The sequence below is a fragment of the Micromonospora chokoriensis genome, from assembly GCF_000718555.1.
Taxonomy (GTDB): Bacteria; Actinomycetota; Actinomycetes; order Mycobacteriales; family Micromonosporaceae; genus Micromonospora; species Micromonospora chokoriensis_B.
On record NZ_JOAN01000008.1, the window covers coordinates 138,372 to 159,831 of the forward strand.

15 protein-coding genes and 5 tRNA genes are annotated in these 21,460 nt (G+C 71.5%); 10 read left to right on the top strand and 10 right to left on the bottom strand.

Features of this window, described 5'->3' with window-relative positions; translation table 11 throughout:
- Positions 1 to 84: 84 nt before the first annotated feature.
- Positions 85 to 159 (bottom strand) — tRNA-Val (locus IF46_RS0113070).
- 27 nt (positions 160 to 186) lie between these two features.
- Positions 187 to 259: transfer RNA gene (locus IF46_RS0113075), tRNA-Gly, on the bottom strand.
- Between the two features lie 147 nt (positions 260 to 406).
- Between IF46_RS0113075 and IF46_RS0113080 the strand changes: the two genes are divergently transcribed.
- The gene (locus tag IF46_RS0113080; protein ID WP_030488593.1) at positions 407 to 649 is read left to right on the top strand and encodes a DUF6458 family protein; all 243 of its coding nucleotides are present in this window, start codon (positions 407 to 409) and stop codon (positions 647 to 649) included.
- A gap of 60 nt (positions 650 to 709) precedes the next feature.
- Here the strand turns inward: IF46_RS0113080 and IF46_RS33270 are convergent, their stop codons facing one another.
- Positions 710 to 2,986, bottom strand: coding sequence for an alpha/beta fold hydrolase (locus IF46_RS33270; RefSeq protein WP_232234024.1), 2,277 nt, complete (start codon positions 2,984 to 2,986; stop codon positions 710 to 712).
- Positions 2,987 to 3,159: 173 nt separating this feature from the next.
- Positions 3,160 to 7,533 (bottom strand): S8 family serine peptidase, encoded by a 4,374-nt coding sequence (locus IF46_RS0113090; protein WP_030488595.1) that lies wholly within the window; start codon positions 7,531 to 7,533, stop codon positions 3,160 to 3,162.
- A gap of 469 nt (positions 7,534 to 8,002) precedes the next feature.
- On the opposite strand from IF46_RS0113090, the gene IF46_RS0113095 reads away from it, so the two are divergent.
- A complete protein-coding gene (locus IF46_RS0113095; RefSeq protein WP_030488596.1) occupies positions 8,003 to 8,503 on the top strand; it encodes a winged helix-turn-helix domain-containing protein in 501 nt (166 codons plus the stop codon).
- A gap of 73 nt (positions 8,504 to 8,576) precedes the next feature.
- Here the strand turns inward: IF46_RS0113095 and IF46_RS0113100 are convergent.
- The 3 genes from IF46_RS0113100 to IF46_RS0113110 form a co-directional block, all read right to left on the bottom strand.
- Positions 8,577 to 8,651: transfer RNA gene (locus IF46_RS0113100), tRNA-Val, on the bottom strand.
- 13 nt (positions 8,652 to 8,664) lie between these two features.
- Positions 8,665 to 8,735, bottom strand: a tRNA-Cys gene (locus tag IF46_RS0113105).
- 34 nt (positions 8,736 to 8,769) lie between these two features.
- Positions 8,770 to 8,842, bottom strand: a tRNA-Gly gene (locus IF46_RS0113110).
- Positions 8,843 to 9,220: 378 nt separating this feature from the next.
- On the opposite strand from IF46_RS0113110, the gene IF46_RS0113115 reads away from it, so the two are divergent.
- From IF46_RS0113115 to IF46_RS0113125, 3 genes are all read left to right on the top strand, one after another.
- Positions 9,221 to 9,823, top strand: a complete 603-nt coding sequence (locus tag IF46_RS0113115; RefSeq protein ID WP_030488597.1) for a TetR/AcrR family transcriptional regulator — start codon at positions 9,221 to 9,223, stop codon at positions 9,821 to 9,823.
- 69 nt (positions 9,824 to 9,892) lie between these two features.
- Entirely contained in the window at positions 9,893 to 10,474 is a 582-nt protein-coding gene (locus IF46_RS0113120) for a TIGR03086 family metal-binding protein (protein WP_030488598.1), read from the top strand.
- A gap of 119 nt (positions 10,475 to 10,593) precedes the next feature.
- The gene (locus IF46_RS0113125; RefSeq protein WP_198041434.1) at positions 10,594 to 13,524 is read left to right on the top strand and encodes a M36 family metallopeptidase; all 2,931 of its coding nucleotides are present in this window, start codon (positions 10,594 to 10,596) and stop codon (positions 13,522 to 13,524) included.
- A 43-nt stretch (positions 13,525 to 13,567) separates the two neighbouring features.
- Here IF46_RS0113125 and IF46_RS0113130 read toward each other — a convergent pair whose 3' ends face one another.
- The gene (locus IF46_RS0113130) at positions 13,568 to 14,458 is read right to left on the bottom strand and encodes a hypothetical protein (protein WP_232234025.1); all 891 of its coding nucleotides are present in this window, start codon (positions 14,456 to 14,458) and stop codon (positions 13,568 to 13,570) included.
- A gap of 150 nt (positions 14,459 to 14,608) precedes the next feature.
- Here IF46_RS0113130 and IF46_RS0113135 point away from each other — a divergent pair, with 150 nt between their 5' ends.
- From IF46_RS0113135 to IF46_RS0113155, 5 genes are all read left to right on the top strand, one after another.
- Positions 14,609 to 15,277 (top strand): class I SAM-dependent methyltransferase, encoded by a 669-nt coding sequence (locus tag IF46_RS0113135; RefSeq protein ID WP_030488601.1) that lies wholly within the window; start codon positions 14,609 to 14,611, stop codon positions 15,275 to 15,277.
- A gap of 9 nt (positions 15,278 to 15,286) precedes the next feature.
- On the top strand, positions 15,287 to 16,465 hold the full coding sequence (locus IF46_RS0113140; RefSeq protein WP_030488602.1) for a cytochrome P450: 1,179 nt from the start codon (positions 15,287 to 15,289) through the stop codon (positions 16,463 to 16,465).
- Between the two features lie 149 nt (positions 16,466 to 16,614).
- Positions 16,615 to 17,367: a polysaccharide deacetylase family protein gene (locus IF46_RS0113145; RefSeq protein WP_232234026.1), complete on the top strand. Its 753-nt coding sequence runs from the start codon at positions 16,615 to 16,617 to the stop codon at positions 17,365 to 17,367.
- A gap of 74 nt (positions 17,368 to 17,441) precedes the next feature.
- Positions 17,442 to 18,374, top strand: coding sequence for an ABC transporter ATP-binding protein (locus IF46_RS0113150; RefSeq protein ID WP_030488604.1), 933 nt, complete (start codon positions 17,442 to 17,444; stop codon positions 18,372 to 18,374).
- Positions 18,371 to 19,141: an ABC transporter permease subunit gene (locus IF46_RS0113155; protein WP_030488605.1), complete on the top strand. Its 771-nt coding sequence runs from the start codon at positions 18,371 to 18,373 to the stop codon at positions 19,139 to 19,141. The genes IF46_RS0113150 and IF46_RS0113155 overlap by 4 nt, the downstream gene beginning before the upstream one ends.
- Positions 19,142 to 19,176: 35 nt before the next feature.
- Here IF46_RS0113155 and IF46_RS0113160 read toward each other — a convergent pair whose 3' ends face one another.
- Positions 19,177 to 19,854: a response regulator gene (locus IF46_RS0113160; protein WP_084597891.1), complete on the bottom strand. Its 678-nt coding sequence runs from the start codon at positions 19,852 to 19,854 to the stop codon at positions 19,177 to 19,179.
- On the bottom strand, positions 19,854 to 21,425 hold the full coding sequence (locus IF46_RS0113165; RefSeq protein WP_232234027.1) for a sensor histidine kinase: 1,572 nt from the start codon (positions 21,423 to 21,425) through the stop codon (positions 19,854 to 19,856). The genes IF46_RS0113160 and IF46_RS0113165 overlap by 1 nt, the downstream gene beginning before the upstream one ends.
- Positions 21,426 to 21,460 lie beyond the last annotated feature (35 nt).

Consider the following 21,460-nt stretch of genomic DNA (forward strand, 5'->3'; position numbering starts at 1 on the left):
CTTCAGTGCGGACACCGGCACTGGGGTCTAGTCACCCAGCAATAGCAAGAGGCCACATCCATCGATGGGATGTGGCCTCTGAGCTGGTGGGCGATACTGGGTTTGAACCAGTGACCTCTTCCGTGTCAGGGAAGCGCGCTCCCACTGCGCCAATCGCCCGTGGTTGCCCCGTGGGGGCAGATCGCGAGCGGACGACGGGATTCGAACCCGCGACCCTCACCTTGGCAAGGTGATGCGCTACCAGCTGCGCTACGTCCGCACGTCCCCGACTACCGCCGGCGACGTGTGAAACTCTACCCGACGCCAAGATCGCTCGGTACGGCACCCTGGCCGGTCGCGGTTGCGCTGGCTCCTCCCGGGGTACTGAGGGGCACGACAGCACCACATCCCCCTTAAGGAGGCTGTCGTGGGTATCGGCACCAGCATCTTCCTCATCGCGCTCGGCGCGATCCTCACCTTCGCCCTGGATGCCAGCGTCGGCGGCATCAACCTCGACGTGGTCGGCTGGATCCTGATGGGCGCCGGCGTGCTCGGCCTGATCATGACCACGCTGATCTGGGGTCGCCGCCGCGAGGTCGTCACCACCACCGAGCAGCCGGTGGAGTACCGCCAGGTCGAGGAACGTCGGGACATCGCCCCGCCGCTGTGAGCACTCGCGCCACGGGCCGGGCTACCTCGATCGAGGTAGCCGGCCCGGACGCGTGCCCAGTCAGCTCGGCTTGGGCAGCAGGCAGCCCGGCAACCGCAGGTCGAGCCGATTGCCCGCCGCCATGCAGGTGGTGATCCAGTACGTCTGGGTGCCGTAGCTCGCACCCTTACGGGCCGAGACGGCGCCATAGCGGTCCATCTCGCAGGGGTTGTTCTCCGTGCACAGGTTGCCCTCGCGGTTGCTGGTGTTGTTCACCCCGATGACCCGCCCGCTGGCGGCCTCGACGATGGGTGAGCCGGAGGTGCCGGGGCCGGTGTCACACTCCGGCGTGTACCGGATGACGTCCTTGGTCAGGTACGCCGCCTCCAACACCCGGTAGGCGAGCCGGTCGATCCGACACGAGTAGGTGCGCTTCAACCCGCCGGACACCACCCGGATCGGCGTACCCGGTGCCGGACGTTGGCCGGACACCTCCAGCGGACGCACCCCGTACTCCCGCTTGAGCTGGGCGTACGTCTCGGTCAGGCGGTAGAGGGTGACATCGGTGCCGGTCATGCTGACGTAGACGGCCCGGGTCGCCCGCAGCGTGCCGAGCCGCCCGCCGTCGGCGCTGAGCAGGTCGAACGCCGCGCTGGCCGGCTGGTTGACGAGCACCTCGTCGGGGATGGGCCGAGCACCCGAGAAGCAGTGCCCGTTGGTCAGGAGCAAGGCCCGGTCGCCCTCGACCGAGTTCGGCATCCGGACCAGCGATCCGGAGCAGCCACGCAGGTCGACGGTTCCGGACAGGTCGCCGGTCGACGGCGCGGCCGGTGCGGCCGGTGCGGCCACGGAGCTGGTCGGCGGGCAGGAGCCGTTGGTGGTGCGGCCAGTCCGGAAGAAGTCGACGACCTTGCTGGCGCAGGGCAGGCCCTTCAGCGAGCCGTGTTGGTCGTCGGGCACGGTGAGCAGCGCCCCGCCGACCTTCGCCTGCATGGCAACCGCCCAGGCGTACGGAGTGACGTCCTCGTCGAGGTGGCCGGAGAGCTGCAGAGCGCTGCTGCCCCGGGTCAACTGCCACGGCTGGGCCGGCACCGGCCACGAGGGGCACTGCCGGGCGTTCTCCGGCGCACCGCCGGTGGCCGGGTACCGCTGGGCCCGCTTCTGCCGGTTGGCCCAGACCGTGTCGAAGTCACGGCCACCCACACCGTCGTTGCACATCACGGCCCGGTACTGCAGGTCGTTGAAGAACTCGAAGTCTGCGTCGAGACCGAACAACCCCGGCGCGGTCTGGCGCGACTTCTGCTTGGCGGCGGTCGGCACACCCGGCACACCCCCCTCGTGGAGGGTGGCGAGATCCCGGCCGACGCTCGCGTACCCGCCAGCAGTGATGCCGAGCATCCGGGTGACCGCGGCACCGTCGAAGACGCTCTGGTAGCCACCGGCGTCACTTACCCGCGGCGAGCTGGTGAGGGTGTCGCGCAGCGCGAAGATCGTGCGGGTGACCGCCGCGACGGTGCCGCCGAGGTGGAACTCGCCGTCGTGCCGGGCCAGCCACGCGGCGAAGGCCGCGTACGACTTCTCGTGGACCGCCGCGATGGAGTCGTCCATCGCCTCCAGATCCATCACCGGGGGCATCACCGAGTCCAGCCACATCCGGTCGACGTGGTCGTCGAAGAGCGACCGGTAGTTCGCACCGAGGGCCGTGCTCCACGACACCCCGAAGAAACTGATCTTCTGCTCGCCCAGCGCGACCCGGATGGCGTCCACGTCCCGGGCCATGTTCGCAGTGGTCAACTGCCGGGTGAAGGCGAGATCCTGCGGCGCGCACCGTTCGTTGAAGGCCCGCTCCCGATCGAAGTAGTACCGCGCCTGGTCCTTATCGGTCGTGGTGACCGGCGGCGTCAGCGGCTCGCCGGCGCAGACGATCCGGTCGCTGTAACCGACGCCGCGCGGATCGAACCCGATCAGGTCGTGGTCGGTGCCCAGCTCCGCGAGCCCGCTGTCGGCAACGTTCAGCGGGAAGGTGATGGTGCTTCCGCCGGGGCCACCGGGGTTGACCAGCAGCGCACCCCGGCGTTTGGCCGGCGCGGTGGCTTTGAGCCGACTCACCGCGATGCCGATCTGGCGGCCGCCGGGGTCGGCGTAGTCCAGCGGTACGGGCACCATCGCGCACTCCATCGCGGTGTCGCCGTCGGTGATGGCCGCCCAGTCCTTGACCGCCGTGGCGCAGGGCCGCCACGACACGACGGCCGTGCCGGTGACCGGCTCGGCTCGCACCGGCACGGCCCCCAACGCCAGCGCCGTCAGTGGCACCAGCGCGCTGGCCGCCACCCATCGGGTGGTCTTTCCTCCGGTCACCGGCACAGTGGACTCCTCAGCGGGTAGCAGCGGTGCAATGTCACCCGCGAGAACCTGCCAGGGCCGTGTCCGCGCCACGTCCATAGATCGTCATGGTGTCGTAACGAAACACTCCACACACGGCGGTGGCCGCCCGACCCGGACGGGTCGGACGGCCACCGCGTACTTGTTGATCAGACTCCGCCGAGGCGCGACTCACACGACGTCAACGGAGCTAGCGTGACATCGAGCGTCGAGACGAACCCGGCGGTGACCTGCTGCTGCTTCACCTGCGGGGTCCAACCATCCTTGGCGACGATCACCTGATACTTACCCTTGGGCAGCCAGTAGGCGTAGTGCCCCGTGCCGTCCGCGACCAGGCTGTAGCCATTCGTACCGGACTCGAGCCGGAGGGTCGCCCGCACCGCGCGGAACTCGCCCGCGCAGGTCCGACCGAGGACCGTACCCTCGACCTTGCCCCAACTGGTCGGCGGCGAGACGTTCGCCGTCACGTCGACCCCCGGAACCCGGTACGGAGAATCGGCGATCAGGGCCAACTGCGAGCGGTACGTGCCCGGCTGGGCGACCCCCGTCTCGGTGGTGGCGGTGAGGGTGACAGACACCTTCTGCGAAGCGCCCGGCGCCAGCGTGAAGCTGGACGGCGTGGCACTCACCCACGCCGCTTCAGAGTCGCAGGGGAGGCCACCGAGCTTCTCGAAGATCCGGGAGCCGTCGCTGCTCGTCGCCAAACCACCCAACTTGTACGCGCCACACGCGAACCCGCCCCGGTAGGCCGGCACCGTGAAGATCGGCAGGTCCTGCCAGGCGCGCGCCGCCGGGTCGTACGCCAGGGTCCGGTTGGTCAGCGCAGTTCCGTTCTTGACGGTGCCACCGGCGATCACCAGCAGGCCACCGGCGGCGCCGGCCTGGGCACCCCACGAATCGACCGGGATGTCGGGCAGCGCGGTCCACGCGTCCTTGGCCGGGTCGTACGAGTAGGTGTTCGTCACCGAGCTGTCGCCCGACTTACCGCCGGCGCAGTAGACGCCGCCACCGATGCCACCGCAGCCGATGAAGGTCACCGGCTTCGGGTACGAGGCGACGGTGCGGAAGGCCCCCGACGTCGTGTCGAAGACGACGGTCTTGTCGCTCTGCTTGCAGGTGCCGTTGAGGCAACCACCGACCAGGTAGATCTGGCCGTTCACCACCGCGGTGCCCGCCGCAGCCGTGGGCACCGGGTTACGGTTGCTCAGCGTGCTCCAGGACCGGGTCGTCGGGTCGAAGACGTCGACCGTGTTGACCACGACGCCGTTGTTGACCGACCACCCGCCGATCACGTAGATCTTGCCGTCCACCGCGACGGCCGAAGCCTTGCCCCGGGGTGTCGGCAGATCGGGCAGCGGGAGCCACACCTGCGTGGCGGGGTCGTAGACCCGCGCGCTCTTGGCGTTGGTGGAGTCCGTGGCACCGCCGAAGGAGTAGACCTTTCCGTCGAGGGTCACTGCGGCGTTGTCGTAGATGTTGCTCGGCAGATCGGCGAGCTCGGTCCAGGCATCGTCGGCAGCGGCTCCGGCGGTGCCGTTCGCCCCGGCCGAGGCCGGCACGGTGGCGGTGTTCTCAGCGGTGAGGCCGGTGACCCGCTGCTCGATGACCGGCGCGCCCTTCTTCATCGATGCCACGTCGACCGTGTCCGGCCGCCTTTGCACGTTCACGACGGCCGGTGCGCTACCGGTGTTCGTGACGGTCACGGCCGCGGTGCGGCTGCTGCCGTACGGCTGGTACGACGTGATCGCGGTCGTGCTGACCGCGATCTGACCGGCCTTGAGTGCGAAGTCCGCCCTCTTGACGCTGTTCGCGGCTACCGTGGTGTCCTTCGTCAGGGTCTGGTACGGCGCCTTGCTGGCGGTCAGCGGGTGCGCGCCGGTCAGCGTGGAGTAGAACCAGTAGAACCCGTCGGGGATGTTCGGGTCGTCCGGCGTCGGCGCGGAGACCGCCTTGTCCGTCGGCTTGTCGGCGCTGGTGACGGTGACGTAGTTCAGCGGGTCACCGGTGTTCTTGTCGGTGGTGAACCCGGCGACCAGGGCACCGTCGACGGGCGCGCAGACCCGGTTGATGATCTCGACGTTGTCGACCTGCCACCACCACTCGTACGTGGCCCGGTAACGGAACCGCAGCTGCACGTTGGCCTTGCCGGCGACCGGCGTCAGCGCCAGCTCCTCAAGGACTGGGCCGCGCTGGGTGCCGTAGCGCACGATGGTGCTCCACGTCGTACCGCCGTCGATGCTCGAGTCCACCTCGAAGATGCCGGACCACCGGTCGCTGTTGAAGCGCAGGTGCGGAAAGTCGACCCCGGTCAGGTCCATCGGGGGCGTCACAAGGTCGCTGTCCTGCGTCGCCTCTGAGCCGTAGTGGTCGCTGTCGACGATGGCGAAGCCGCCCGAGCCTCCGGTGAAGTTCCCGCGCTTGTGCGGATTGTCGAAGGCCCAGCTACCGCCGCCGGTACGGTCCCGCACCGACCAACCCGCCGGGGTCTGGCCGCTGTCGAACTTCTCGCTCAGGATCGGGGCGCTCGGGCGCACCGCGTAACCATTCGCGGTGCAGCCGGGGTCGATCGGCACCGGGATGTTCACCGTCTTCGCGGCGGCACCGAGGACCAGGTCCGACGTGACCTTCTGGTACCCGGAGTACCGGGCAGTCGTAATGAGCTTGTAGGTGCTGTTGCCGGGAATGCTGAACGAGTACTTGCCGGTGATCGGGTCGGTGAGGACCGGGGCGCCGGGCCGACCGACGATCTCGATCGAGGCGTACAGCGGCCAGCCCTGACCCGAGCCGTCGGTGACCTTGCCGGTGACCGTCACCGGCGGAGTCGCGACGAGCGCGATGTTCTTCGTGAGCGAGCCGCCATCGGTGATGGCCAGCGTGACGGTCTGGTCGGCGTAGCCGTAGGCGGTGACGGTGACCGCCTGTTCGCCGGCCGGGAGAGTCAGCGCGTAGCGGCCATCGGCGTCGGTGGTGACGCGGCGCTGCCCGGAGGCGACCAACGCACCGGCGACCGCCGCGCCGGTGGCGCTGTCGGTGACCGTGCCCGTGGCCTTGCCGACCGGGCCACGCGGCGCGGCGGTGACCGCCTCGTACACGTTGAGCCGGCCCTCGCCGAAGATGTTGTTGTTGACGACGGTGCCGCCACAATCCAGCGCCGACGTGTCCGTGGCGGTCTGGTTCAGCAACGCCTCGGTCCCCGCGATGTCGCCACGAAGGCTGTCCGCGACCGACCAGATCAACGCGACCGCGCCAGAGAGGTGCGGTGTCGCCATCGAGGTGCCGTCCCAGGCCTCGTAGCTGTCGCCGGGCACACTGGACCGAACCTGCACACCGGGTGCCCCGATGTTCGGCTTGGTCCGGCCGTCGACGGTGGGCCCGCGGTTCGAAAAGTCCCCGATGACGTTGTTGACGTCGTACGCCGCGACGGAGTACGAGGACGTGTAGTCGCTGGGCGAACTGACCGAGCCGCAGTCCGCGCTGGGGACGGTGTTGCCGGCGGCGAAGGCGGGGAAGATGCCCGCCGCGCGCCAGGCGGCGACGGTCTGCTCGTACCAGGCGTTGCCGCCGCCACCACCCCACGAGTTGTTGACGATGTCGGGGCGCAGGTCGGGGCGGGGGTTCTCCCCGTTGAGATCGGTCGGGGCGAGCACCCACTGACCGGCGGCGAGCAGCGCGGAGTTGGAGCAGGACTTCGTCTCGCAGCCCTTCGCCGAGATCCAGGTGGCGCCGGGCGCGACACCGGTCTGGTTGCCGGCGCCGTCGTCTCCGACCATGGTGCCGATGGTGTGCGTACCGTGGCCGGTGTTGTCGCACGGCTCGGCGCTCGGGCAGACCTCCGACGGGTCGAACCAGTTGTAGTTGTGGTCGAAGGTGCCGTTACCCTTGTTGCCCCGGTACTTGCCGACCAGGGCGGAGTGGTCGAACTGGGCACCCGAGTCGATGCTCGCGATGACGATGCGCTCGCCCCGGTCGCCGTACTCGGACCACACCCGGGGTGCCTCGATGTTGGTCAGACCCCACTCGGGCCCGGCCTGCGTGGCCTTGGCGGCCTTCTTGGTCGAGACCGGGTCGATCAGGGCGTAGGACTTCACCGGCTCGATCCGGGCCACCTCCTTGCGGGCGGCGATCGAGTCGATGAGGGCCTTGTCGCCCGTCACCTGTAGCGCGTTGGCGATCCAGAAGGACGTGTAGGCGGCCTTCTTGGCCCGTAGCTGGCTGCGCAGCCCCGCCTGTGTCCGGTCCGCGGTGTCGGTGAGCTGGCGGTACACCGCAGCGCCCTTCGCGCCGCGATCCCGCACCTTGGCCGCACTGTCCAGCTTGGCCTCTTCGCGCAGGTAGACCATGAAGGTGGCACTACCCTTAGCGCTGGCTTCCTGATATACCTGCGCGTCCACCGTGGCGCTCGCTGGCGCCGCCATGGCGAGCACGGGCTGCGCCGTGACGCCGACGACCGCCGCCGTCAGGATCGCGACCGTCTGCCCGAGCCTGAGGCGGCGTACGCCCCAGCGCGATTGTCGTACTGGCACTCTTCCTCCCACTTCAGCCGGCGCCCAACGGTTCGGGGCACCGCAGTGGCGGCATCGGGATCTCCGCGCCGCCGGTCGGTGGGAGCGCTGTCATCGATCGGCAGACGCCCCCGCGCAACCGTGATCATGCTTGTGGGATGCCTGTTAACGATCAATACAAGTTCACGGTCAGTATCAGGGCAGATACCACGAGCGCCGGCTCCGCCGCACTCCGGTAACCCCGGGACCAAGTGATTGCACCCGTCACGTGAACAGGGCGTGGCCAGGTCGCCACGGCCCGGCCACCAGGGATTTCGTGATCTGCCGCGCTGGTTCGGCGTCTTTCGGGCAGAACATGGGCAGACCCCGGCCGGATACAGGAGCGTCAGACCATTGACTAAGCGGTCAAGACAGCGTTGTCTTTCACTGGCTCCAGGGAAGGAGAGCAGTGGTCGACGACGTGTCCCTCGTGTTCTGCGTAAGCGCCGACGTGTCGGTGCGCGAGCGGATGGTCCGGCGCCTGGACGGCCTCGGCACCCTGGTGATCTGCACCGATCTCGCCGAGCTGCAGGCCATGATCGGCCCGCCCCAGCTCGGCGCACCGGCCCCGCTCGTCCGGCCCACGACCGCCTCCGTTCCCAGTCCCACCGCAGCCGCAGCAGCTCCCGCCGACACCGCCGCCGACGCGGGCGGCCAGATCAACATCGGCGACCTCACCATCGACCCGCTCGACCATCTGGTCACCTGGCGCGGACAACCGCTGCCCCTGACCCGACTCGAACGGGACCTACTCACCCACCTCGCCACCGCGCCGGTCGGCGTGTGGACCTACGAGAGACTCTTCGAGTCGGTGTGGGGCTGCGCGTACCTCGGCGACACGTCGATTCTGCACTCGGCGGTGAAGCGGTTGCGCCGCAAGCTGCGTTGCGCCGGTGACGAGGTGCGCGTGCACACCGTGCGCGGCATCGGCTACCGGCTCAGCCTGACGTGAGCGTCGTGGAGTGCGGCCAGGGGAAACCAGAACGGCTCGTTACCGAAATTCCGGTAACGAGCCGTTTGCCTTCTGGTGGGCGATACTGGGTTTGAACCAGTGACCTCTTCCGTGTCAAGGAAGCGCGCTCCCACTGCGCCAATCGCCCGTGCTTGTTGCCGAGGTGGGGACGGGATTTGAACCCGCGTGGACGGCTTTGCAGGCCGTTGCCTCGCCTCTCGGCCACCCCACCGAGCTTGCCCCCGTCGTGCGTGGCGGCATATCCGAGCGGACGACGGGATTCGAACCCGCGACCCTCACCTTGGCAAGGTGATGCGCTACCAGCTGCGCTACGTCCGCACGCCCCCGGACGTTCCCGGGTGACGGATGAGAACTTTAGCCGAGTAGGGGTTTGACTGCCAAATCGGGGTCGCCTCGGCGCGTCCCGCAGTGGATCGAACCACCACCCGAAGGCTTCCTAGGGGGCTGAGCTGATGTCTCGAACCCCTAGCGGCCGTCACACTCCGACATCACTCGGCAATGATCGTCATCACCGCGTCGCATCCGCGCTCGTCAACGTCTCCGCACCCCACCACCGGGCAGCGGACCTCGACGAACACTTTCCGTGGACCCACCAACAGCACCCTGGCGGAAGTGTCCGGCTTCCGACTGTCACCGCGCCGATCAGCGCGTGGTGGTAACTGTTCGTGTTCAGTCGGATGGGCTACGGTAACGGTCGTGACGAGACGTGCGGCCGAGATCCGCCTGGATGCCCTGCTGCGCACCGCCTGCGACGTGATCGTGGAGCGCGGTCTGGCCAACACCCGGACGGCGGACGTGGCGAATGCCGCGGGCGTGAGTCAGGCGTTGGTCTTCTACCACTTTGCCACCAAGGAGCGGCTGCTCGCGCAGGCCTTCGCGTACGCGGTCGAGCAGGATCTGGCCCGACTGGACGCGGTGACCCGCTCCTCGGCCCCGCCACTGACCAAGCTCCGCCGGATCCTCAAGCTCTACACCCCAGCCGGACGGGCGACCTCCTGGTCGATGTGGATCGACGGCTGGTCCGAGTCGCTGCGCACCCCGGAGCTGGAGAAGGTCTCCCGCAAGCTCGACCTGCGCTGGCGGCAGGACCTGGCCGCAGTGATCTCCGCCGGGGTGGCCGAGGGCACCTTCCAGTGCGCCGACCCGGACGGGGCCGCCTGGCGGATCAGCGCGGTGATGGACGGCCTCGCCGTCCAACTCGCCGTGCACGACCGGGTGATCTCCCGGCGGCAGTTCGGCGAGTGGGTCCGGCTGGTCACCGCCCGAGAGCTCGGCCTGGACCCGGCCGACCTGGACTAAGCCCAGTAAACAGCACCGATCCCGCATAAAACGGCTCGGCCCGCCCCGTCGACCGGAACAATCGGCAGCATGGATCTACTGGAGGCGTACCGCCGGAGCCTGGCCGAATTCATCGACCGGGTGGACCAGATCGAGCCCAGCCAGTGGTCCGACCCGACACCCTGCGCGGACTGGGACCTGCGCACGCTCGTCAACCACGTGGTGACCGAGGATCGGTGGAGCGTTCCACTGCTCGCCGGCCGGACCATCGACGAGGTCGGCGACCGGCTCGACGGCGACCAGCTCGGCGCCGACCCGATCGCGACCGCGCGGGAAGCCGCCGCGCAGGCCGAGATCGCCGCCACCCACCCCGGCACGGTCGACCGCACCGTGCACCTCTCCGGTGGCGACGCCCCGGCCACCGAGTACCTCCAGCAACTCCTCGCCGAGCACCTCATCCACGGCTGGGACGTGGCGGTGGCGATCGGCGCACAGCCGCGACTCGACCCGGACGCGGTGCACGCCGCCGCCCAGTGGTTCGCCGGTGAGATCGACGCCTACCAGCGCAACAACCTGGTCCAGACCGGGGTGCGGGTGCCCGACGACGCCGACGAACAGGACCACCTGCTGGCCGCCTTCGGCCGCGACCCCAACTGGGTGCCGAGCGCCTGACTCATGCGGCGCGGGACCTTGCCGTGACCTCGGGAGACTGATATCCACAGATGCGCATGCGTCACCGCGTATCTGTGGTCGGCGACTCGCCGGCCATCCCGCTCCCACGAGGAGGTCCCGTGCCACAACCGGAGTGGTCACCCCCGATGAGCCGGCGTCGACGCCGGCTCATCGCCATCCTGGCGACAACGGCGACGGTCGCCGCGCTGCTCCCCACCGGCGTGAGCACCGCGGCCCCCACCGGCGGCGCGGCGTCCGCCGAGCGCCGGTCCGGCCCGTTCACCGAAGGACACGAGCCCGCCGACGCCGACAACCGCACCGGTACGGCGGCACCCGACGCCCGCCAACGCGGCCTGGCCCGCGCCGTCGACCCCGACGTCCGGTGGAACCGGCTCGGCACCCCGCAGGCGCTCGGCCCCGGTCGCACCCCGCTCGCCAGCGGGTTGCCCGCCGACCCGGAGGCCGCCGCCCGCGCCTACCTGGCCGCCAATCGCGACCTGTTCGGCATGGACGCCGCCGCGGTGGCCAGCATGGAACGGGTGCTGATCCGGCCGATCGGCAGCGGCACCGTGGTCACCCTCCGGCAACGCTTCGGCGACCTGCCCGCCGGGCCGGAGGGCCTCGTCACCCTCGCCATCGCCGACCGGGCGGTGCTCTCGGTCAGCTCCTCGCTGGCCCGCGACACCGCCGCACCGGCACCGGCCACCCGCACCGCCGAGCAGGCGTACGCCGCCGCGCTCGCCGACGCCAAGCTGACCGCCAGCGCGGTGGCCAGTCACACCATCCGGCCGGTGGCCGTGCCCACCCCGCTGGACGGGCCTCGGGCCGCCTACGAGGTGACCATGATCGGCGCGGACGCCGAGCACCCGGCCGCGTTCACCAGCTACGTGGACGGCAGCACCGGGCAGGTGTTGGTCCGCGAGGACCTCGTCGACTACGACTCCGACAACCCGAGCTGGGCGGTCTTCCCGGCCACCCCACCGCGCGACCTCGGTCCGGGGCAGGACCCCCGGGTGCGCTGGTGCGCTGACCCGGCCCCCGGCTGCCAGGCGGCCTCGCGTGACCCGGCCACCGGCCAACCGTGGGACGTCGACGCCGCCACCGGCACGCCGACCTTCACCTCGCGCGGCAACTCGGCCAACACAGTGCTGTCCTGGGGTGCGAGCACCCCGATCGTGCCGGCCCCCACCAGCCCGGAACGCCGCTACGAGTACCCCTTCACCGACCAGTGGCACCAGGCGAAGTGCAACCCGGGGGTGTTCACCTCCGCCCAGCGCAACGACGCGGACGCGTCGATCGCCAACCTCTTCGCCATGCACAACCGGATGCACGACTGGTCGTACCAGCTGGGCTTCACCGAGTCGGCGTGGAACCTCCAGGCGGTCAACCTCACCCCGGCCGGGCTGGGCGGTGACGCCGAGCAGGGCCGCGCCCAGCAGGGCGCGCTGACCGGCAACCGGAACAACGCCAACCAGGGCACGCCGCGCGACGGGCTGCCGCCGACCACAAACATGTACCTCTGGCAGCCGCAGGCCGGCGGGCCGTACCCGCCGTGCGTGGACGGCGACTACGACATGACGGTGATCGGCCACGAGTACACCCACGCGATCACCAACCGGATGATCGCCGGCCCGGACAGCGGGATCGGCGGCCACCAGGGCGGGGCGATGGGTGAGTCGTGGGGCGACCTGCTCGCCGCCGAATACCTCTTCCAGCACGGTCTGCGCGCGCCCGGCGAGACGCCCTTCATCACCGGCGGCTACGTCACCGGCAACCTGGTCAGCGGCATCCGCAACTACGACCTGAGCCGCAGCCCGCTCAACTACTCCGACATCGGCTACAACACCGCTGGCCCGGCCGTGCACGCCGACGGGGAGATCTGGGGCGCCACCAACTTCCGGGTCCGCTCCGCCCTGGTGAAGCGGTACGGCCTCGGCACGCCGCAGCGGCAGCTCGACTGCGCGCAGGGCAAGGTCGCGGCCGACCAGTGCCCGGGTAACCGGCGCTGGTCGCAGTTGGTCTTCGACTCGTTCCTGCTCCAGGCCGCCAGCCAGGTCAGCATGCTCGACATGCGGGACAACATGCTCACCGCCGACCTGCTCCGCTTCGGCGGCGCCAACCAGGACCTGATCTGGGCCGAGTTCGCCCGCTCCGGGATGGGCCGGGACGCCGCCACCTTCGGTGCCGGCGACACCGACCCGACGCCGAGCTTCGCCTCGCCACGCGGGGGCAACGCGACGCTCACCCTGCGCCCGCGCGGGGACAGCGCCAACGCGCCGATCCGGGTGTACGTGGGGGCGTACGAGGCACGGGCCGTGCCGGTGGCCGACACCGACCCGGCGACCCCGATCCCGGACACCGTGGAGCTGGTGGCCGGCACGTACGACCTGCTCGCCGTGGCCCCCGGCTTCGGGCACCAGCGGCTCAGCGTGGTCGCCAAGGCCGGGCAGGACGGGTACGTCGACCTGCGGATGAGCCGCAACCTCGCCTCCACCACGTCCGGTGCCACAGTCACCGGCGACGGTGTCAACCTGGACCAGGTCGTCGACGACACCGAGGCGACGAACTGGGCCTCCCTGGACGGAGTCGCCGGCCGGCAGCTCACCGTGGCGCTGCCGGGAGGCACCCCGCAGACGGTCAAGCGGGTGAACGTCAGCGCGATGCTGCGCCCGGCGATCACCGGCGACGCCGACACCGGCGCGCAGAACGCGCTAAGTGCCCTGCGCTCGTTCGCGGTGTCCGCCTGCAACGCGACGACCACCGACTGCGCGGACCCGGCGCGCTGGCAGCGCATCTACACCAGCGCGGGCGACGCGTTCCCCGGCGGGGCGTTCCGGGCGTACAGCCGCGACATCAACCTGCGGACGTTCGCGGTGCCCACCACCCTCGCCACCCACCTGCGCTTGGAGGTGCTGACGAGCCAGTGCACCGGCGGCCCGCACTACGCGGGTGAGCAGGACGACGACCCGGCCACCACGACGGACTGCGCGACCGCCAGCCCGGCTCGGAGCCAGGTCCGGATCGCCGAGTTCCAGGCGTTCTCGAAGTGACGCCGTGGGGCCGGCGGGCATCCGTCGGCCCCACGGCCCCCGATCAGCGGCGGGCCGGTCGCCAGGGGTCCGCGGCGACCGGACGCTCCCAGCGCCGGTCCACCGGTGGGTCGTCGGCCTCGTCGGCGTCCCCGGCCGGGGCCCGGGTCAGGTGCCGCAGCCGCAGCAGCAACCCCACCCCGAGGAAGAGCAGCAGCCCGCCGAGCAGGAACGCGGCCTGCATCACGCCGAACGCGCCGGACTGCGCGACCGGACGGTTGGCTGCCGGTGGCGCGGCGTCGGCCCCGTACTCCTCGACCGGCTCCTCCGTCGCCGTGCTCTCGTCCTCGGTCGGCGCACTCGCGGATTCGGTGGGCTCCGGCGGTGTCGCCGTCGGCTTCGGCGTACCGGTGGGGACACCGCCCACCCCCACCACCGAGCGGGTGGCGGTCTGCCGGGCCAGCAGGCGCAGGTTGGCGTCGTACGCCTCGGCGGCGAGGGTGACCCGCCCCTGGGTGACGTCCTCGGCGAAGGCCACCCGGTAGCGGGCCGTGACCGTGCGGCCCGGGCAGAGCGTGCCCGGGTCGAGCTGCCGGTCGGTCAACCGAGCCACGTCACCGTCGGTACGGATGTCCAGCGGAAAGTCGCCGGCCTCCTCCACCCGGTCCATCTTCACCTGGTCGAGCCGGATGCCCTGCACGCTGAGCACCATCGACCAGCGCACCTTCGCGCACCCGCCGCGCCGATCCGTCTGGGAGACCACCGCGGAGATCGTCCGCACCTGCTCGCCGGCGGTGAACCGTCCCGGCAGGCCGCTCAACTCGGTGGTGAAGGCCGCCTGTGCCGGGCTGGCCACCGCCAGCTCCACCCCGCTCAGACAGGCCAGCACCACCCCTGCCCTCAGCGCATACCGCCACACCGTCACCACCGCCACCCTCCGTTCGGTCGCCTCCACCCCGCAACGCTAGAAGCGGGACACCTGCCCGACCAGACGGGTGTGTTCGCACCGGGCGGCAAGGGAAGGGTGGGTTTTCACCGACCGTGGTGAACCGGTCACCACTCCCCCGCGACACGCCGGGAGTCGGGCCGCTGGGAGAATCAGCCGGTGTCCGAGCTCTCCAGCACGTTCGTCCGGCTGCACGCCCGACTGACCCCCGTCCCCTTCGTTCCCGAGGTGCGGCTGCACCAGGCGGACGAGCCGATCGGGCTGTGGGAGCTGACCGAGGGTGAGTTCTCCACCGACCGGCCGCCGCCGTTCTGGGCGTTCGCCTGGGCCGGCGGTCAGGCGCTCGCCCGCTACGTGACCGACCACCCGGAGCTGGTCGCCGGCCGCCGGGTGCTCGACCTCGCCTCCGGCTCCGGCCTGGTGGCCATCGCCGCCGCCCGCGCCGGCGCGGCGTCGGTGCGGGCCGTTGAGGTGGACGAGCTGGCCGTGGCGGCGGTCGCCCTCAACGCCAAGGCCAACGGGGTACGCGTCGACGCCGAGTTCGCCGACATCCTCGACGGCGACGCCGGGGACGCCGAGGTGGTGCTCGCCGGAGACGTCTTCTACAGCGACGCGATGGCCCGCCGGGTCCTGCGGTTCCTGCTCCGCGCCGCCCGGGCCGGCGCGCCGGCGTTTGTCGGTGACCCCGGCCGGGCGTTCCTGCCCCGGGACCGCTTCGACGAGTTGGCCGCGTACGACGTGCCGGTGCCGGAGGCGCTGGAGAGCGTACGGGTGAAGCGCACCACCGTCTGGCGGCTGCGAGCCGGTCTGCCGGGGGCCTCCGGCTAGCGTGTCCGGGTGCTGTTCCGCAGCTGGGCGCAGGTGGCCGACCCCGCATGGCCGGACGTGGCCCGGGTGCCGGACCACGTCGGCGGCACCCACCTGGTCGTCACCCGGCACGCGCTGGTCCGCCAGGTCCTCGCCGACCCGGTCACCTACCGGCCGGACAACGCGCTGGACGCGGTGACACCGATGCCGGTGACCGCGCTGCGGCTGCTCGCCGGGCACCGGTTCCGGCTGCCGCCGACCCTGGCGAACAACTCGGGCGCCAGCCATCCGCAGATCCGGGCGATCGTCGCGGAGGCGTTGCACCCCGCCCGGGTCGCCGCGCAGCGGCCCTGGCTCACCGCGCTGGTCCGGGACCGGGTCGCCCGGATCGAGGCCACGCTCGACGCCGGTGAGCCGGTCGACCTGTACGCGGACCTCGCCGCCGACCTGCCGCTGCTGGTGCTGGCCCGGCTGGTCGAGTTGCCGGACGCGCCGGTCGGCGCGGTCAAGGAGTTCGCCCGCGCCGCGCTGGAGTTGTTCTGGGCGCCACTGGACGCCGACCGGCAGGTGGCGCTCGCCGCCGAGGTGGGCCGGTTCCACCGCGTACTGCGTGACTTCGCGGCCACCGGCGGCGGGTTGGCCGCCGAACTGCGCGCCGCCGGGCACCCGCCGGACGTGGTGGTCGGCGCGCTCTTCTTCCTGCTGGTCGCGGGGCAGGAGACCACCTCGCAGTTCCTCACCCTGCTGCTGCACCGGCTGGCCGGCGAGCCCGCCGTACGGGCTGGCCTGCGCACCGGCGAGGTCGCGGTGGCCGACGTGGTGGAGGAGGGCCTGCGGCTGGAACCACCGATCGTCACCTGGCGGCGGGTGGCGGCGACGGAGAGCACGCTGGGCGGGACGCGGGTGCCGGCGGGCAGCAGCCTGGTGCTGTGGCTGGGCCGCGCCGGCCGCGACCCGGCGATCGTGGAGTCGCCCGACGAATTCCGTCCGGGCCAGCGTGGATCGCGCCGCCACCTGGCGTTCGGGGCGGGCGCGCACCGCTGTGTCGGGGACGTGCTGGCCCGGATGGAGGCAGCGGTGGTGGTGGCCGAGGCCGCGCCGCTGCTGGACGGCGTGACCGTGCTCCGCCCGCCCTGGTGCCCGGACAACCTCACCTTCCGGATGCCGGACGCGTTCGTGGTCCGCCGCCGCTCGCACACACCGGGCTGACCGGAACCTGACATCCGCTCGGTATGTTTCCGGGCGTGTCAGCCATCCCCACTCGTCGGATCCCTGTCGTCGTAACGCTTCTGGCCCTGCTGACGTTGACTGCCTGCGCAGTCCGCCCTGGCCACACGACCCACGCCCGGCAGATCACCATGGCCCAGCCGACCCCGTCCGCCCCGGTCCCGACCCCGTCGGCCTCGCCGTCCGCGTCCGCCTCGCCGTCCGCGTCCGCGAAGCCCGCGTTCAAGAGCCTGGCCTGGTACGTGGCCCAGGTGCCGACGTTCCCCGAGGTGCCGCTGCCGCAACCGGTGGCGCTGCCCGCGACTGGGTCGGCCCCGTTCTGGCACCGCCTGCCAACCGACCAGAAGGTCGCCTTCATCACCATCGACGACGGTGGGCTGGCCCGCCCGCCGGGGGTGATCGACTTCATCTGGGAGGCGCGCATCCCGGTCACGATGTTCCTCAACTCACCGGCGGCGGCGGAGCACACCGACTACTTCCGACAGATCGAGGCGGTGGGCGGGATCGTGGAGAACCACACCATCACGCACACCTCGCTGGCCGGCCGGTCGTACGACTATCAGAAGCAGGAGATCTGCGGTGCCGCGGACAAGCTGGAAGGGCTCTTCGGCAAGCGGCCCACCCTGTTCCGCCCGCCGTTCGGTGAACACGACAGCACCACGCTGCAGGCCGCACACGACTGCGGCGCGAAGGCGGTCCTGCACTGGACCGAGACCGTCCACGAGGGGAAGGTGCGCTACCAGACCCCGGAGAAGGTGGTCCAACCCGGCGACGTGCTGCTGATGCACTTCCGGCCGGCGCTGATGGACGACCTGCTCGCGGCGTTGAAGGCGATCCATCGGGCCGGGCTCACCCCGGCGCTGCTGGAGCAGTACGTACGGTGACCTGACGAAAGTCAGGGGTAGGTGGTGCCGTTCGGGCGCGGTGGCACAGTGGGCCACTCGCCTAGCGTCAGCGCATGATCACATTACGTGGGTTGACGAAACGGTTCGGGTCGACCGTCGCGGTCGACGCGTTGACCGTCGACATCGCGCCTGGGCGGGTCACCGGCTTCCTCGGCCCCAACGGCGCCGGCAAGTCCACCACCATGCGGATGATCCTCGGGCTGGACCGTCCCACCGCCGGGCAGGCCCTGGTCGGCGGGCGCGCGTACCGGGAGTTGCGCCGGCCACTGCACGAGGTGGGCGCGCTGCTCGACGCCCGGGCCATCCACCCGGCCCGGTCCGGCCGGGCGCACCTGCGGGCCATGGCGCAAAGCAACGGCATCCCCGCCCGCCGCGTCGACGAGGTGCTGGACACCGTCGGGCTGGACGCACGGGCCGCCGGTAAGCCGGGGCGGACGCTCTCGCTCGGCATGGGCCAACGGCTCGGCATCGCCGGCGCGCTGCTCGGCGACCCACCGGTGCTGATGTTCGACGAGCCGGTGAACGGCCTCGACCCGGACGGGGTGCGCTGGGTGCGGGAGCTGACGCGCTCGCTGGCCGACGAAGGGCGGACGGTCTTCGTCTCCAGCCACCTGATGAGCGAGATGCAGCTCACCGCCGACCAGCTCGTGGTGATCGGCCGGGGGCGACTGCTCGCCGACGCGCCGATCGACGAGGTGATCGCCGGCAGCACGGTCGTGGTCCGGGTCCGCAGCCCGCACCCGGACGGGCTGGCCACCCTCGCCGCGCGCCTCACCGCCGCCGGCGCGAGCGTCGAGGCGGCCGACCCCGACGAGCTGACCGTCACCGGCGTCAGCGCAGACCAGGTCGGGGACCTGGCACACGAGCTGGGGGTACGACTGCACGAGCTGAGCGCGCACGCCGCGTCGCTGGAGCAGGCGTTCATGGAGTTGACCGCCGACAGCGTCGAGTACGCCGGCGGCCCGACCAGAGGTGGCGCGCGATGAGCACCGGCACCAGGCACGGCGCGGTTGCCGCCGAGTGGACCAAGCTCTCCTCGGTGCGCAGCACCTGGTGGACGGCGCTGGCCGGGCTGCTGGTGATGGCCGCGAGCGCCGGCCAACTGGCCATCTACGCCGCGAACGACAACACCAACGACGACCCGGCCGACGACCTGGGGATCGTCACCGTCGGCAGCGTGCTGATCGACTCGGTCGAGCTGACCCAGTACGTGGTGCTGGCGCTCGGCCTGCTGGCGATCACCGCCGAGTTCACCAGCGGCACCATCCGGACGACGTTGCAGTGCACCCCGTCGCGTGGTCGCGTACTGCTGGCCAAGGCCGCGGTCACCTTCGCGGTCACCTTCGCGCTCGGGCTGCTGCTCGGCGGCGTCGGCGTCGGAGTGGCCCGGCCGGTGCTCGGCGAGTGGGGCAGCGCCCCGGCCGCCGGCACGCTCGGTGACATCGTGGCGGTGGCGGCCTACCTGGCGCTTGTCGGCGTCCTCGCCCTGGGTCTCGGTGCTGCGCTGCGCAGCGCGGTGCTCACGCTCACCGTGCTCCTCGCCACGCTGATGATCGTGCCGCTGTCCCTCCAGGAGCCGGACATCGACGTGCTGAACCGGATCGCCGACGTGTTCCCCGGCGTGGCCGGCGGGCACTTCCTGGCCGGCGACACCGAGCCGTACCCGAGCCTGGTCGGGCTGGCCCTGCTCGCCGGGTGGGCCGGCGCGGCACTGCTGCTGGGCCGCACGGCACTGCGCCGCCGCGACGCGTAAGCAGACGGCTGAGCGGGGGCCTGGGGGAGCCCCGCTCAGCCGTCGACCAACCCCGCCTCGTACGCGAGGATCGCCGCCTGCACCCGGTTACGCACATCCAACCGGGTGAAGATGCTGGTCAGGTAGCTCTTCACGGTGCCCTCCACGAGGTGCAGCCGGCGGGCGATCTCGGCGTTGGAGAGGCCCGCCCCGACCAGCGCCAGCACCTCCCGTTCCCGTTCGGTCAACCCGGCCGTCCGGTCCCGGGCGGCGGGTCGGCGAGCCAGCCGGCCAGCGCCCAGCTCGATCACCCGACGGGCCACCCTCGGCGACAGGTACGCCCCGCCGTCGGCGACCGCGTGCACACCGGCGAGCAGCTCACGCGGGTCGCCGGCCTTGAGCAGGAACCCGCTGGCACCGTGCCCGAGCGCCCGCGCCACGTGGTCGTCCTCGCCGAACGTGGTCAACATGATCGTCGCGGTCTCCGGCACGACCCGGTGGATCTCGGCGGCGGCGGCCAACCCGTCCAGCCGCGGCATCCGGATGTCCAGCAGCGCGACCCGGGGTCGGTGCGCACGGACCAACTCCACCGCCGCGTGCCCGTCGCCGGCCTCGGCGACCACCTCGATGCCGGGGTCGCTGGCGAGGATGGCCCGGACACCGGCCCGGATCATCGCCTCGTCGTCGGCCAGCACGACCCGGACCGGCGGTACCCCCGTCGTGTCGGTGTCCACTAGGCGATCCACTCCTTACTGACCAACCGGCCATCGGTGAAACAGAGCCGCCAGGTCGGCTCCGCGAGGGGGAAGTTGCCGTCGGTGTAGTACTCGCAGCCGGCCCGGTCGACCGCCGCGGGGCGTTCCAACTGCCGCCGGGGCAGCCCGACCAGCTCCGACCGGGCCGCGCCGACGCGCAGCTGGTCGAAGGTTGCCCGGTCCAGCACCGTCCCGGCGGTCGCCACCGGGTAGTAGACGAACGAGAGCACCAGGGCGAAACCGACAGGTGCCACGAGCGCCACGAGCAGGCTGCGCCGCACCCGCCGACGAGCGTCGTGCAACCGCCGTTCGGCATCCACCGGCCGCTCCGCCGGACCGGGTCGCTCGTCGGACCGTGACGCCAGCCCGGCCTCGGCCGGCGACCCGATCGCCTCGGCCGGCGGCGCCGTGGCCGGCAACACCGCCCGTACCGCGAAACCGCCGTCGGCCCGGTGGCCGGCGTCGAGCGCCCCACCGGCGAGGCGAACCCGCTCGGCGAGGGCGAGCAGCCCACTGCCCTGTGACGGCGGGGCGGGCAGCGGCCCGGCCGGCGGAGCGTCATTGACGACGCTCACCTCGACCCGGTCACCGTCACGGGTGAGGCGTACGTCGACCGGGGCACCCGGCGCGTACCGGGCCGCGTTGGTCAGCGCCTCCCGGACGATCCGGTGCGCCGCGTGACCGGTCATCGCCGGAAGGTCCGCGAGCGCCGGGGCGGCGTCCAGCCGTACCGCCATGCCGGCCTCCCGAGCACCGTCGACCAGGTCGGCGACGGTCTCCCCGCTCGGACGCAGCGACGCGCCGCCCTCCTCACGGAGCACCCCGATGATCTCGTGCAGTCGCTCGGTGGCGGCGGAGACGCTGGCCCGCAACTCCCCCGCCGCGGCCCGGTGCCGGTCGTCCAGGTCGGCGGCGACCTCCAAGGCGGCGGCGCGCAACGCGATCAGGCTGAGGTCGTGACCGAGCGAGTCGTGCATCTCCCCGGCGATCCTGGCCCGCTCACGCAGCCGGATTCGCTCGGCGGAACCCCGCTGCTCACGGGTCAGCGCGTCGACGTGCCGGCGACCGGCGTCGGTCAACTCCTGCTGCTGACGGCGGTACCGGCCGACCAACCAGGGGAACACGGCGGCGAAGAGCAGCACCGAGGCGAGCAGGAACCAGGTGGCCGCGCCGGCACCGAGCAGCCCCAGGTTGAGCGCCGTGCCACCAGCCGTGATCAGCACGAAGACCATGATCGCCGGACCCGCGGTGGCGCTACGCCGTCCGGCGAGATAGCTGAAGACCGGAATGGCGAACACGAAGTTGCCATCGACCAACGACCCGAGCACCGCCAGCACCAGGGCGACCAACGGCTGACGCCGACTCGCCACAACCGCCACACCGAGCAGCAGCAGTTTGCCGACCAGCAGCGGCAACGCGTACCGCGGATGGGGCGGGCTGACCCCGGCGTAGCCGACCGGGGCGGCGACCACCACCCAGAGCAGCACGTCCAGCAGCAGGCGACGCCGCCGGTGCGGCCAACCCGGCGGCGAGCAGTCGAGAATCCGCACGGCGGTCAGGCTACCCACGCCCGGCCTGGGCGGAC

Coding starts and splice junctions, on each gene's coding strand:
- IF46_RS0113145 (WP_232234026.1), top strand. CDS start 16,615: ATGGCCCAGCCGACCCCGTCCGCCCCGGTCCCGACCCCGTCGGCCTCG.
- IF46_RS0113150 (WP_030488604.1), top strand. CDS start 17,442: ATGATCACATTACGTGGGTTGACGAAACGGTTCGGGTCGACCGTCGCG.
- IF46_RS0113120 (WP_030488598.1), top strand. CDS start 9,893: ATGGATCTACTGGAGGCGTACCGCCGGAGCCTGGCCGAATTCATCGAC.
- IF46_RS0113155 (WP_030488605.1), top strand. CDS start 18,371: ATGAGCACCGGCACCAGGCACGGCGCGGTTGCCGCCGAGTGGACCAAG.